The organism is Variovorax sp. V15 (assembly GCF_041154425.1).
Taxonomy (GTDB): Bacteria; Pseudomonadota; Gammaproteobacteria; order Burkholderiales; family Burkholderiaceae_C; genus Variovorax; species Variovorax guangxiensis.
This window is the reverse complement of record NZ_AP028659.1, coordinates 3,724,343-3,736,543: the sequence shown is the minus strand read 5'-3', so window position 1 is coordinate 3,736,543 and position 12,201 is coordinate 3,724,343. Positions and strand designations below refer to the sequence as shown.

Below are 12,201 nucleotides of genomic sequence, written 5' to 3'. Positions count from 1 at the left end.
AAGTCCTGGCGCGACCTCACAAGGGTTGGCAAGGGGCACCCAAGGTATTTCGTTCCCGAAATAAACAAAGGTTGATCATGGAAATCTCCAAGGCGGAAATCGTCTCCGCAGCCGCTGCGTCCGCTGGCGCCGGCAACTCGACTCAGGAACTCATGGGCGCCGAAGTGCTGGTCAAGGCACTGCAGGCCGAAGGCGTCCAATACGTCTGGGGCTACCCAGGCGGTGCGGTTCTCTACATCTACGACGCGTTCTACAAGCAGGACACCATCCAGCACGTGCTGGTGCGCCACGAGCAGGCCGCCGTCCATGCGGCCGACGGCTATGCCCGTGCCACCGGCGAAGTCGGCGTGGCGCTGGTCACTTCCGGTCCCGGCCTGACCAACGCGGTCACCGGCATCGCGACGGCGTACATGGACTCGATCCCGATGGTGATCATCTCGGGCCAGGTGCCGACGGCGGCCATCGGCCTCGACGCATTCCAGGAATGCGATACGGTCGGCATCACCCGTCCCATCGTCAAGCACAACTTCCTCGTCAAGGATCCCAAGGATCTGGCCATGACGATGAAGAAGGCCTTCCACATCGCACGCAGCGGCCGTCCCGGCCCCGTGGTGGTGGACGTGCCCAAGGACGTCTCGTTCAAGAAGATCCCGTACGCTGGCTATCCCGACAAGGTCGAGATGCGCTCGTACAACCCGGTGCGAAAAGGCCACGGCGGTCAGATCCGCAAGGCGCTGCAGCTGCTGCTGGCTGCCAAGCGCCCCTACATCTACACCGGCGGCGGCGTGCTGCTGGGCAATGCCTGCAACGAGCTGCGCACGCTGGTCGACATGCTGGGCTACCCGGTCACCAACACGCTGATGGGCCTGGGTGCCTATCCGGCGAGCGACCGCAAGTTCCTGGGCATGCTGGGCATGCACGGCACGATCGAGGCCAACAACGCGATGCAGAACTGCGACGTGCTGCTGGCGGTGGGCGCGCGCTTCGACGACCGCGTGATCGGCAATCCCAAGCACTTCGCGCAGAACGAACGCAAGATCATCCACGTCGACATCGACCCGTCGAGCATCTCCAAGCGTGTGAAGGTCGACATCCCGATCGTCGGCGACGTGAAGGACGTGCTCACCGAGCTGATCTCGATGATCCGCGAGAGCACCGCCAAGCCCGACGCAGGCGCCCTGGCCGACTGGTGGAAGACCATCGAGTCCTGGCGTTCGCGCGACTGCCTGAAGTACGACCGCGGCAACAAGGACGTGATCAAGCCGCAGTACGTGGTCGAGACCCTCTGGAACATGACCAAGGACACCGACACGTACATCACGTCGGACGTCGGCCAGCACCAGATGTGGGCCGCCCAGTACTACCGCTTCGACGAGCCGCGCCGCTGGATCAATTCCGGCGGCCTGGGCACCATGGGCGTGGGCATTCCCTACGCCATGGGCATCAAGCTCGCCAAGCCCGATTCGGAAGTGTTCACCATCACCGGCGAAGGCTCGGTGCAGATGTGCATCCAGGAACTCTCCACCTGCCTGCAGTACAACACGCCGATCAAGATCTGCTCGCTCAACAACCGCTACCTGGGCATGGTTCGCCAGTGGCAGGAGATCGAATACTCCGGCCGCTACAGCCACAGCTACATGGATGCGCTGCCCAACTTCGTGAAGCTCGCCGAGGCCTATGGCCACGTCGGCATGCTGATCGAGCGTCCACAAGACGTGGAGCCGGCGCTTCGCGAGGCGCGCAAGCTCAAGGACCGCACGGTGTTCATGGACTTCCGCACCGACCCGACCGAGAACGTGTTCCCGATGGTGAAGGCCGGCATGGGCATCACCGAGATGCTGCTGGGTTCCGAAGATCTTTGACCGATCGACGGAACGGACATTCGCTCAACTCTTAACTACTGACGAATCTATTGCCCGCCAAGCCCGCGCATTACCGTGCACGGGGGAGGGCGGCGAAAAGAGGAGTCACGCAAACATGAAACACATCATCGCAGTGCTGCTGGAAAACGAGCCGGGTGCTCTTTCCCGCGTGGTGGGCCTGTTCTCGGCCCGCGGCTACAACATCGAATCGCTCACGGTGGCGCCCACGGAGGACTCGAGCCTCTCGCGCATGACCATCGTCACCACCGGCTCGGACGACGTGATCGAGCAGATCACCAAGCACCTGAACCGCCTGATCGAAGTGGTGAAGGTCGTCGACCTCACCGAAGGCGCCTACACCGAGCGCGAGCTCATGATGGTGAAGGTGCGCGCGGTCGGCAAGGAGCGCGAGGAGATGATGCGCATGGCGGAGATCTTCCGCGGCCGCATCATCGACGTGACCGACAAGAGCTACACCATTGAACTCACCGGCGACCACGGCAAGAACGACGCTTTCCTGGAAGCGATCGAGCGTAGCGCTATCCTCGAGACTGTCCGTACCGGTGCCAGCGGCATCGGCCGCGGCGAGCGCATCCTGCGCGTGTAGGAGGGTGAAGGCGCCCTCAGTTCATACGTTCATCCACACATGAGGCAAGAGTGATGCGAGGTCTGCTCGGTTTCGACAGGATGGTGACCCCGGCGATCGTCCGGGTGCTCTACTTCCTCGGCCTGCTGGGCGTGGTCGTGCTGGCGGTGGCCGCGCTGTTCCAGCGGCAGTACCTGCCGGCCTTCACGGTCCTGATCTTCGGCACCATCGGCGTACGCATCTACAGCGAACTGCTCATCGTGCTGTTCCGCATCCACGACAGCCTCGTGTCCATCAACCAGCAGATGAAGGACCGGAATTCGTCCGGCCTTTGAGTGAAGTGCATCCGTACGGATGCTCGAGATTTTTTAGGAGAGATTCAAATGAAGGTTTACTACGACAAGGACGCTGACCTGAGCCTCATCAAGGGCAAGACGGTTGCAATTATCGGCTACGGCTCGCAAGGCCATGCGCACGCACAGAACCTGAACGACAGCGGCGTCAAGGTCGTGGTCGGCCTGCGCAAGGGTGGCGCCTCGTGGCCCAAGGTCGAGAAGGCCGGGCTGAAGGTCGCCGAAGTCGCCGACGCCGTGAAGGCCGCCGACGTCGTGATGATCCTGCTGCCCGACGAGCAGATCGCCAACGTCTACAAGAACGACGTCGCCCCCAACATCAAGGAAGGCGCTTCGCTGGTGTTCGCGCACGGCTTCAACGTGCACTACGGCTTCGTTCAGCCGCGCGCCGACCTCGACGTGTGGATGGTCGCTCCCAAGGCCCCTGGCCACACCGTGCGCAGCACCTACACCCAGGGTGGCGGCGTGCCCCACCTCGTGGCGGTGCACCAGGACAAGACCGGCAAGGCGCGTGACCTCGCGCTGAGCTACGCCACCGCCAACGGCGGCGGCAAGGCCGGCATCATCGAGACCAACTTCCGCGAAGAAACCGAGACCGACCTGTTCGGCGAACAAGCGGTTCTGTGCGGCGGCACGGTCGAGCTGATCAAGGCCGGCTTCGAGACGCTGGTGGAAGCCGGCTACGCCCCCGAAATGGCGTACTTCGAATGCCTGCACGAGCTGAAGCTGATCGTCGACCTGATCTACGAAGGCGGCATCGCCAACATGAACTACTCGATCTCGAACAACGCCGAGTACGGCGAGTACGTCACCGGCCCGCGCGTCGTGACGGAAGAGACCAAGAAGGTCATGAAGCAAGTGCTGAAGGACATCCAGACCGGCGAGTACGCCAAGAGCTTCGTGCTGGAAAACGCCGCTGGCGCTCCCACGCTGATCAGCCGCCGCCGCCTGAATGCAGAGCACCAGATCGAAGTCGTCGGCGAAAAGCTGCGCGCGATGATGCCCTGGATCAAGAAGAACAAGCTGGTCGACCAGACCCGCAACTGATCTGCGAGCCACAAGGGCGCTTCGGCGCCCGTTTCCCGAGGGCCACCCGTTGCGGTGGCCCTTTTGTTTGACGAGGGGCGGCGCGGCCCCTGAACTACACTGCGAACCATGCGATTCAAAGATCAAGATGCTATCGAATGGATAGCTGCCAGCGCAGTGCCCACGAGGGACGGAGGCAAATTCAATGCATGACGACACGCTCCCCGACGATGTGCAGCCGCGCAAGCGGCGCAAGGGCATCTACATCCTGCCGAACCTGTTCACGCTGGCGGCGCTTTTCGGCGGCTTCTATTCGGTCGTGATGGCCATGAACGCGCGCTTCGACCTCGCGGCGCTCGGCGTGTTCGCGGCGATGATCCTCGATAGCCTGGATGGCCGCGTCGCGCGCATGACCAACACGCAGAGCGCGTTCGGCGAGCAGATGGATTCGCTGTCCGACATGGTGTCCTTCGGCGCGGCGCCGGCGCTCATCGCCTACGAGTGGTCGCTCAAGGGACTGGGCCGCTGGGGCTGGATCGCGGCCTTCGTGTACTGCGCCTGCGCGGCGCTGCGGCTCGCGCGCTTCAACGTCAACACCGGCGTGGTCGACAAGCGCTGGTTCCAGGGGCTGCCGTCGCCCGCGGCCGCGGCGCTCGTGGCGGGCTTCATCTGGCTGGTGAACGAGTGGGGCAAGCGGGGGGGCGAGGTGCTGTATCTCTCGTGGACGCAGATCACGTGGGTCACCTTCGCATTCACGCTGTACGCGGGGCTCACGATGGTCACCAACGCGCCGTTCTACAGCTTCAAGGACATCCAGATGAAGAAGAGCGTGCCGTTCGCGGTGATCGTGCTGATCGCGCTGGGCATTGCCGTCATCAACATCCATCCGCCGACAGTGCTGTTCGGCCTGTTCGTCGTGTATGGCCTGAGCGGCTACGTGGTCTATGCATGGCGCAAGGCCAAGGGCCAGCAGGCCAGCGTGATCAGCACGTCGACCGAGGAGCCCGACGAACGGGGCTTGCATAACTGAGTGTGGCTTGTGCTACATTCGTCACCCTCATGAACAAGATTTCGCTGCTGGCCCTACTAGACCTCCCTCACGGGCGGAGACGGTAGCGCACGCGCAAATCCCTCACCACGGCCCGTTCGCACCAGCAACGGGCCGTTTGTTTTTTTGGGGTTGCTGGTCGATTACCAACCATCTAAGAGAAATCGACATGCTCAAGCAACCTCAAAGCAAATATCGCGCATTCGCCCCGATCGGCCTCAAGGACCGTACCTGGCCCGATGCCGTGCTGACCAAGGCGCCGATCTGGCTGTCGACCGATCTGCGTGATGGCAACCAGGCCCTGGTCGAGCCCATGGACATCGCGCGCAAGATGCGCATGTTCGAAACCCTCGTGGCCATCGGCTTCAAGGAGATCGAAGTCGGCTTTCCCTCTGCTTCGCAGATCGAGTTCGATTTCGTGCGCAAGCTCATCGAGGAAGACCGCATTCCCGACGACGTGACGATCCAGGTGCTGACGCAGGCGCGCGACCACCTCATCGCTCGCACCTTCGAAGCGCTGCAGGGCGCCCCGCGCGCCATCGTGCACCTCTACAACGCCGTCGCGCCCGTGATGCGCCGCGTGGTGCTCGGCATGGACGAAGACCAGATCGTCGAGCTCGCCAGCAGCCACGCCCGCATGTTCAACGAGTTCGCCGCCAGGCAGCCGAACACGAAGTGGACCTTCCAGTACTCGCCCGAAATGTTCTCGGGCACCGACGTCCACTTCTCCAAGCGCGTGGTCGATGCCGTCACCGAAGTCTGGGCGCCGACGCCCGAGCGCAAGTGCATCGTCAACCTGCCCACCACGGTCGAGCACTCTACGCCGAACATCTTCGCCGACATGATCGAGTGGATGCACCGCAACCTCGCTCGCCGCGACTCCATCGTGCTGTGCGTGCATCCGCACAATGACCGCGGCACCGGTACGGCGGCCGGCGAACTGGCCTTGATGGCCGGCGCCGAGCGCATCGAAGGCTGCCTCTTCGGCAACGGCGAGCGCACGGGCAATCTCGACCTGGTCAACGTCGCGCTCAACCTCTATACCCAGGGCGTCTCGCCGGAGCTCGACTTCTCGAACATCGACGAGATCCGCGCGACGGTCGAGCACTGCAACCAGATCCCGGTGCACCCGCGCCATCCGTACGTGGGCGACCTGGTCTACACCTCGTTCTCGGGCTCGCACCAGGATGCGATCAAGAAGGCCTTCGCGGCACGCAAGGACGGCGACATCTGGGAGATTCCGTACCTCCCCATCGACCCGAAGGACGTGGGCCGCAGCTACGAGGCCGTGATCCGCGTGAACAGCCAGTCGGGCAAGGGCGGCATGGCCTACCTGCTCGAGAGCGAATACGGCATCGAGATGCCGCGCCGCCTGCAGATGGAATTCATGCAGTCGGTGCAGCGCGTGATGGACGTGGCCGGCAAGGAGCTCACCGCCGCCGACCTCTGGCAGCTGTTCGTGCGCGAATATGGCATCGAGACCGCGCAATCGCTGCGGCACCGCCTGATCGAGGAGAAGAGCGAGGGCGCCGACGCCGCCGTGGCAATTCACGCCGACGTGCATTGGGACGGTGAAGTCCGCGCCATCGAAGGCCGCGGCAACGGCCCCATCGACGCCTTCACCCAGGCGCTGAGCCAGGCCACTGGCCATTCCGTGCGCGTGATGGACTACCACCAGCACGCCATCGGCGCGGGTGCCGACGCCAAGTCGGTGGCCTACCTGGAGCTGCGCGTGGACGGCAATCAGACGCTCTTCGGCGTCGGCGTGGACGCGAACGTGGTCACGGCCTCGCTGAAGGCGATCGTCTCGGGCGTGCAACGTGCGCGTGCCCGGGGCGCGCACAGCGCACAATCGGTGGTTGAAGTCGCCTGACGCTGAAGCGCTGGTCCGGTCCGGACGCGCAGGAAGGGCGCGTACGAAGGAGAACCACGATGACCGACCAGCTGATCATTTTCGACACCACCCTGCGCGACGGCGAGCAATCGCCGGGCGCCTCGATGACGCGCGACGAGAAGATGCGCATCGCCAAGCTGCTGGAGCGGCTGAAGGTCGACGTCATCGAGGCCGGCTTCCCGGCCAGCTCGAACGGCGACTTCGAGGCGGTGAAGGCGATCGCCAACGCGATCAAGGATTCGACGGTGTGCGGTCTCTCGCGCGCCAACGACCGCGACATCGGGCGCGCGGCCGAGGCCCTGAAGGGCGCCGCCCGGGGGCGAATCCACACCTTCATCGCAACTTCGCCGCTTCACATGGAAAAGAAGCTTCGCATGTCGCCCGACGAGGTCCATGCGCAGGCCAGGCTGGCCGTGCGCTTCGCGCGCAACCAGATCGGCGACGTGGAGTTCAGCCCGGAAGACGGCTATCGCAGCGACCCCGACTTCCTGTGCCGGGTGCTCGAGACCGTGATCAACGAGGGGGCCACCACCATCAACGTGCCCGACACCGTCGGCTACGCCATCCCCGAGCTCTACGGCAACTTCATCAAGATGCTGCGCGAGCGCATTCCCAACAGCGACAAGGCGATCTGGTCGGTGCACTGCCACAACGACCTGGGCATGGCCGTGGCGAACTCGCTGGCCGGCGTGAAGATCGGCGGCGCGCGCCAGGTGGAGTGCACCATCAACGGCCTGGGCGAGCGCGCGGGCAACTGCTCGCTCGAAGAGGTCGTGATGGCTGTAAAGACCCGCAAGGACTACTTCGGTCTCGACCTGCGCATCGACACGCAGCACATCGTGGCCGCGAGCCGCATGGTCAGCCAGACCACCGGTTTCGTGGTGCAGCCCAACAAGGCGGTGGTGGGGGCCAATGCCTTCGCGCACGCTTCGGGCATCCACCAGGACGGTGTGCTCAAGGCGCGCGACACCTACGAAATCATGCGCGCCGAGGACGTGGGCTGGACGGCCAACAAGATCGTCCTGGGCAAGCTCAGCGGTCGCAACGCCTTCAAGCAGCGCCTGCAGGAGCTGGGCGTGGCCATGGACAGCGAGGGCGAGATCAACGCCGCCTTCCTGCGCTTCAAGGAGCTGGCCGACCGGAAGTCGGAGATTTTCGACGAGGACATTCTTGCGCTCGTCAGCGCCGAAGAGGTGTCGAACGTTGGTGAGCAGTTTGCTTTCGTCTCTCTCTCCCAGCACAGCGAAACCGGCGAGCGCCCCCAGGCGAAAATCGTGTTCACCGTCCAGGGCAAGGAAGTCACCGGCGAATCCGACGGAAATGGCCCGGTTGATGCTTCCTTGAAGGCCATCGAGTCGCACGTCAAGAGCGGTGCCGAAATGGTTCTTTACTCTGTAAATGCCATCAGCGGCTCGACGGAAAGCCAGGGAGAAGTTACAGTCCGGTTACAAAACGCAGGGCGGGTGGTCAACGGTGTGGGTGCAGATCCGGACATCGTTGTCGCTTCGGCTAAGGCTTATTTGAGTGCGCTCAACAAGTTACAGAGCCAAGCTGAGAGAGTTGCGGCACAAGGTTAGGTTGTCGGGCGATCCTTGATATTCGAATGAAGAAGAGGATGCAAGTAACTGATATTGCGTGTCTTTTTTGATTTCGATACACTGCGGTCCTCGTTTTTGCCGCTGGAGATTTTTTAATGCCTGAAGCCCGCCTACGCCGAGTTTCCAGCCAGCGGTTCCTGCCCGCTTTCAAAGCCATCGCCGTCGCGCTCTGCGCCACGGCGTTTTTGCTGCCTGGCGCCCAGGCCGCGAAGAAGGAAAAGCCCGCCGCCGCCAAGACCGCCGTCGCCTCCAAGAAGGCGAAGGGGCCGGTGCCGGTCGAAGTCAAGCGCAATGCCGCTTCCTCCAAGACCGCCACTGTCGCCAAGCGCGGCGGCCGTGCCGAAAAGGCCGAACGTGCCGAGAAGGTGGTTCGCGGCGGCCGCAACGTCGTCGCCACCATCCACAAGAAGAACGGCAAGACCGTGGTGGCCGTGCAGCGCCGCTCGGTGGTTCGCGTTGTCGAGGCGCCCGCGCGCCAGTCCTTCGGCCAGATGGCCGGGCTGCATGGAACCGAAGATGCGCTCGACCTGAAGTCGAGCGTCGCCCTGGTCATCGACCAGGACACCCACGAAGTGCTGTTCAGCAAGAACGACCACGCCGTGCTGCCGATCGCGTCGCTCACCAAGCTCATGACCGGCCTGCTCATCAGCGAGGCCCATCTGCCGAACGACGAACTCATCACCATCACCCAGGACGATGTCGACACCGAGAAGCGCAGCAGCTCGCGCCTGACGGTAGGCACCACGCTCTCGCGCGGCGAGCTGCTGCACCTGGCGCTGATGTCGAGCGAAAACCGCGCCGCGCACGCGCTGGGGCGTACCTACCCGGGTGGCCTGACGACCTTCGTGAGCATCATGAACGCCAAGGCCAAGATGCTCGGCATGAAGGACACGCGCTACGTGGAGCCCACGGGCCTCTCGAGCCGCAACCAGTCGAGCGCGCAAGACCTGGCGCTGCTGGTCAATGCCGCCTATGCCGATGCCACGGTGCGTTCGCTGTCCACCTCGCCTGAATACCAGGTCGAAGTCGGCAACCGAGTGCTTCAGTTCAACACCACCAACCGCCTCGTGAAGAGCCCCGACTGGGAAATCGGCGTGCAGAAGACCGGCTACATCTCCGAAGCCGGCCAGTGCCTCGTGATGCAGGCGCGGGTGGCGGGCCGCAAGCTGATCATGGTGTTCCTGGATTCGGCCGGCAAGTTCAGCCGTATCGCCGATGCGGAGCGCGTCCGCCGCTGGGTGGAAGCCACGCACTCGGTGGGCTCGCCGGCGGCTTCGTCGCGCAATGCTGCTTACCAGGTGGCTGGCTGATCAGCCGATCAGGCAAGTCCCGGCCCTGCACCTCCAACGAAAAACAGGCCCTCTCGGGGCCTGTTTTGCTTGGGGGTGGCTGTTTGGCCCGCTTGTCAGACGCTGACCGATGGTGCAGACCCCCCCGAGGGTGACGGCGTTGCCGGCATGCCTTCCTTGAACCCCAGCGCACCCGAGATTTCGTTTGCCGTCGCCTGCAGCTTGGGCAGCCAGCCCTCGTCCAGCCGGTCGGCCGGCGCGGAGATCGACAGCCCCGCCACCAGCTTGCCCTGGTCGTCGTAGATGCCTGCGGCCATGCAGCGCACACCCAACTCCAGTTCTTCGTTGTCGCGGGCAATGCCGTATTGGCGCGCCTTCGACAACTCGCGCTCCAGCGCCGGCAGCTGGGTGATGCTGTTGCGCGTGTGGCCGGCCAGGCCGGTGCGGGTGGCGTAGCTGCGCACCCGTTGCGGGTCATCGGCCGCCAGGAACAGCTTGCCGGTCGACGTAAGGTGAAGGGCGGCGCGGCCGCCGATGGCACGCACCACCTGCATGCCCGAGCGCTCGCTGTAGGAGCGCTCGATGTACACGATCTCGTCGCCCTGGCGCATGCTGAGATTGACGGGCTGCTGCGTCAGCTTGTGCAGCTCGCGCATCGGGCCCAGGGCCGCGTCGCGCACGTTGAGCCGGCCCTTGACCAGGTTGCCCAGCTCCAGCAGGCGCATGCCGAGCCGGTAGCTGCCGGCCTCGGGGCGGTCGACGAAACGGCCGACGGCCAGGTCGTTGAGGATGCGGTGCGTGGTCGACGGGTGGAGCCCCGTCTTTTCGCTGATCTCCTTCAGCGAAATGGCGTCCTCGCGAGATGCCAGGACGTCGATCAGCGCAAACATGCGCTCGATCACCTGGATCACGGGAACGGCGGGAATGTCGGATTGGTTTTTTCTCATGGCGCTCTGCGGTGATGACCGAGCGCCATTTTACCTTGTGAAATCGCTTGGCGGTTGCCAGCGACCATCCAACAACACTTCATGAGGGGAGAAGCGCGCCTTGTAGTTCATCTTGGGGCTGTGCTCGATCCAGTAGCCCAGGTAGACGTGCGGCAGCCCGAGCTTGCGGGCCTGCTCGATCTGCCATAGCACGCTGTAGGTGCCGTAGCCGACGCTCGAATCGGGCTCGTAGAAGGTGTAGACGGCCGAGATGCCGTCGTTGAGCACATCGAGGATCGACACCATCCTGAGCGCTCCCGCGCTGCCGTCGGGCTGGGTCTCGCGGAATTCCACCAGCCGCGAGTTGACGCGGCTTTGCAGCAGGAACTGGGTGTACTGGTCGATGCTGTCGTGGTCCATGCCGCCACCCGCGTGGCGGCCGTTCTGGTAGCGCAGGTAGAGCTGGTAGTGCTCCGGCATGAAGCACAGCTTGAGCACGCGGGCCTGCAGGTTTGCATGCTGCTTCAGCGCCCGGCGCTGGCTGCGGTTGGGATGGAAGGCATTGGCCAGCACGCGCAGCGGAATGCAGGCCCGGCAACCGTCGCAGTACGGCCGGTAGGTGAACATGCCGCTGCGCCGGAAGCCGCTGAGCACCAGGTCCGAATAGGCGTCGTTGTGGATCAGGTGGCTGGGCGTGGCCACTTGCGAGCGGGCTTGCCGGTCCGGCAGGTAGCTGCACGGGTAGGGCGCAGTCGCGTAGAACTGCAGCGTGTGAAGCGGGAGGTCCTTGAGGTGCGTCACGTCAGGGAAGGAGGTCGCGCTGAAAGGAGTTCGGACCAGTATACGGGCTCGAATCGCCACCGTGGACCCTCTTGCTGCCGTGCCCCTGCCACGTGCGCGACGAAGCGCTTGCGCGCCATTTCGCGTGCGCCGAGGCTCGCGAGGTGGGCGGTGTTCTGCTGGCAGTCGATCATCCGCACGCCGAAGTGGCGGCATAGCGACACCAGCGCGGCCAGCGCGATCTTCGATGCGTCCGGCCGGCGGGTGAACATCGACTCGCCGAACACCGCGCGGCCCAGCGAAACGCAGTAGAGGCCGCCCGCCAGTTCGCCATCGATCCAGGTCTCGACGCTGTGGGCGTGGCCCGCGCGGTGCAAATCCGTATAGGCGGCCACCATGTCCGGCACGATCCAGGTGCCCGACTGGCCCACCCGCGGCGAGGCCGAGCAGGCCCTGATGACGGCCTCGAAACCGTGGTCGATGCGCACCTCGCAGCCGGGGGTTTCCACGAAGCGCGCCAGGGTCTTGCGCAGAGAGCGGTGCAGCCTGAACTCGTCCACCTGCAGCACCATGCGTGGGTCGGGGCTCCACCACAGGATCGGCTGGTCCTCGCTGAACCAGGGAAAGACACAGTTGCCGTACGCCTGCATCAGAGTATTGACGTCGAGAGCACCTCCGGCGGCCAGCAGGCCGGGCACCGGGTCGGCCACACCCCAGGCCGAGGCGGGGTCGGGCAGGGCATCTCCAGGTTCCAGCCAGGGAAGTTGTCGCATGGGCATAGGTATACACGGCTTCGCAAACACCAATCCAGTGGGCGAAAATCGCTGGTCGCCGATATC

At 64.2% G+C, this 12,201-nt stretch carries 11 protein-coding genes; 8 read left to right on the top strand and 3 right to left on the bottom strand.

What is annotated here, in order from left to right; all coding sequences use genetic code 11:
* Nucleotides 1-77: 77 nt before the first annotated feature.
* The 8 genes from ACAM57_RS17650 to ACAM57_RS17615 all read left to right on the top strand — a co-directional run bounded on the left by ACAM57_RS17650 (nucleotide 78) and on the right by ACAM57_RS17615 (nucleotide 9,677).
* Nucleotides 78-1,862, top strand: coding sequence for an acetolactate synthase 3 catalytic subunit (locus ACAM57_RS17650; protein ID WP_126019157.1), 1,785 nt, complete (start codon nucleotides 78-80; stop codon nucleotides 1,860-1,862).
* A gap of 115 nt (nucleotides 1,863-1,977) precedes the next feature.
* Nucleotides 1,978-2,469 carry an acetolactate synthase small subunit gene (gene ilvN / locus ACAM57_RS17645; RefSeq protein WP_081266310.1) on the top strand — a complete coding sequence of 164 codons (492 nt, stop codon included), beginning with the start codon at nucleotides 1,978-1,980 and terminating at the stop codon, nucleotides 2,467-2,469.
* Nucleotides 2,470-2,522: 53 nt separating this feature from the next.
* A complete protein-coding gene (locus ACAM57_RS17640; RefSeq protein ID WP_126019159.1) occupies nucleotides 2,523-2,783 on the top strand; it encodes a DUF4282 domain-containing protein in 261 nt (86 codons plus the stop codon).
* Between the two features lie 48 nt (nucleotides 2,784-2,831).
* On the top strand, nucleotides 2,832-3,848 hold the full coding sequence (gene ilvC / locus ACAM57_RS17635; protein ID WP_081266312.1) for a ketol-acid reductoisomerase: 1,017 nt from the start codon (nucleotides 2,832-2,834) through the stop codon (nucleotides 3,846-3,848).
* Between the two features lie 184 nt (nucleotides 3,849-4,032).
* The gene (gene pssA / locus ACAM57_RS17630) at nucleotides 4,033-4,857 is read left to right on the top strand and encodes a CDP-diacylglycerol--serine O-phosphatidyltransferase (protein ID WP_184638372.1); all 825 of its coding nucleotides are present in this window, start codon (nucleotides 4,033-4,035) and stop codon (nucleotides 4,855-4,857) included.
* A 187-nt stretch (nucleotides 4,858-5,044) separates the two neighbouring features.
* Nucleotides 5,045-6,748 (top strand): 2-isopropylmalate synthase, encoded by a 1,704-nt coding sequence (gene leuA / locus ACAM57_RS17625; protein ID WP_126019162.1) that lies wholly within the window; start codon nucleotides 5,045-5,047, stop codon nucleotides 6,746-6,748.
* Nucleotides 6,749-6,807: 59 nt separating this feature from the next.
* Nucleotides 6,808-8,346 carry a 2-isopropylmalate synthase gene (locus tag ACAM57_RS17620; RefSeq protein ID WP_369658324.1) on the top strand — a complete coding sequence of 513 codons (1,539 nt, stop codon included), beginning with the start codon at nucleotides 6,808-6,810 and terminating at the stop codon, nucleotides 8,344-8,346.
* A 116-nt stretch (nucleotides 8,347-8,462) separates the two neighbouring features.
* The gene (locus tag ACAM57_RS17615) at nucleotides 8,463-9,677 is read left to right on the top strand and encodes a serine hydrolase (protein ID WP_126019166.1); all 1,215 of its coding nucleotides are present in this window, start codon (nucleotides 8,463-8,465) and stop codon (nucleotides 9,675-9,677) included.
* Nucleotides 9,678-9,772: 95 nt separating this feature from the next.
* On the opposite strand, the gene ACAM57_RS17610 is transcribed toward ACAM57_RS17615, so the two are convergent.
* Genes ACAM57_RS17610 through aat form a run of 3 tightly spaced genes read right to left on the bottom strand, consistent with a single transcriptional unit; the run spans nucleotide 9,773 to nucleotide 12,135 of the window.
* Nucleotides 9,773-10,603 carry an IclR family transcriptional regulator gene (locus ACAM57_RS17610; protein ID WP_369658323.1) on the bottom strand — a complete coding sequence of 277 codons (831 nt, stop codon included), beginning with the start codon at nucleotides 10,601-10,603 and terminating at the stop codon, nucleotides 9,773-9,775.
* Between the two features lie 30 nt (nucleotides 10,604-10,633).
* Nucleotides 10,634-11,383 carry an arginyltransferase gene (locus ACAM57_RS17605; RefSeq protein WP_369658322.1) on the bottom strand — a complete coding sequence of 250 codons (750 nt, stop codon included), beginning with the start codon at nucleotides 11,381-11,383 and terminating at the stop codon, nucleotides 10,634-10,636.
* Nucleotides 11,380-12,135, bottom strand: coding sequence for a leucyl/phenylalanyl-tRNA--protein transferase (gene aat, locus ACAM57_RS17600; protein ID WP_369658321.1), 756 nt, complete (start codon nucleotides 12,133-12,135; stop codon nucleotides 11,380-11,382). Before aat ends, ACAM57_RS17605 begins: the two co-directional genes overlap by 4 nt.
* Nucleotides 12,136-12,201: the final 66 nt, after the last annotated feature.

What these genes read in the sequence shown, in the direction of transcription:
- ACAM57_RS17650 (WP_126019157.1), top strand. Translation starts at nt 78, where the DNA reads ATGGAAATCTCCAAGGCGGAAATCGTCTCCGCAGCCGCTGCGTCCGCT.
- ilvN (WP_081266310.1), top strand. Translation starts at nt 1,978, where the DNA reads ATGAAACACATCATCGCAGTGCTGCTGGAAAACGAGCCGGGTGCTCTT.
- ACAM57_RS17640 (WP_126019159.1), top strand. Translation starts at nt 2,523, where the DNA reads ATGCGAGGTCTGCTCGGTTTCGACAGGATGGTGACCCCGGCGATCGTC.
- ilvC (WP_081266312.1), top strand. Translation starts at nt 2,832, where the DNA reads ATGAAGGTTTACTACGACAAGGACGCTGACCTGAGCCTCATCAAGGGC.
- pssA (WP_184638372.1), top strand. Translation starts at nt 4,033, where the DNA reads ATGCATGACGACACGCTCCCCGACGATGTGCAGCCGCGCAAGCGGCGC.
- leuA (WP_126019162.1), top strand. Translation starts at nt 5,045, where the DNA reads ATGCTCAAGCAACCTCAAAGCAAATATCGCGCATTCGCCCCGATCGGC.
- ACAM57_RS17620 (WP_369658324.1), top strand. Translation starts at nt 6,808, where the DNA reads ATGACCGACCAGCTGATCATTTTCGACACCACCCTGCGCGACGGCGAG.
- ACAM57_RS17615 (WP_126019166.1), top strand. Translation starts at nt 8,463, where the DNA reads ATGCCTGAAGCCCGCCTACGCCGAGTTTCCAGCCAGCGGTTCCTGCCC.
- ACAM57_RS17610 (WP_369658323.1), bottom strand. Translation starts at nt 10,603, where the DNA reads ATGAGAAAAAACCAATCCGACATTCCCGCCGTTCCCGTGATCCAGGTG.
- aat (WP_369658321.1), bottom strand. Translation starts at nt 12,135, where the DNA reads ATGCGACAACTTCCCTGGCTGGAACCTGGAGATGCCCTGCCCGACCCC.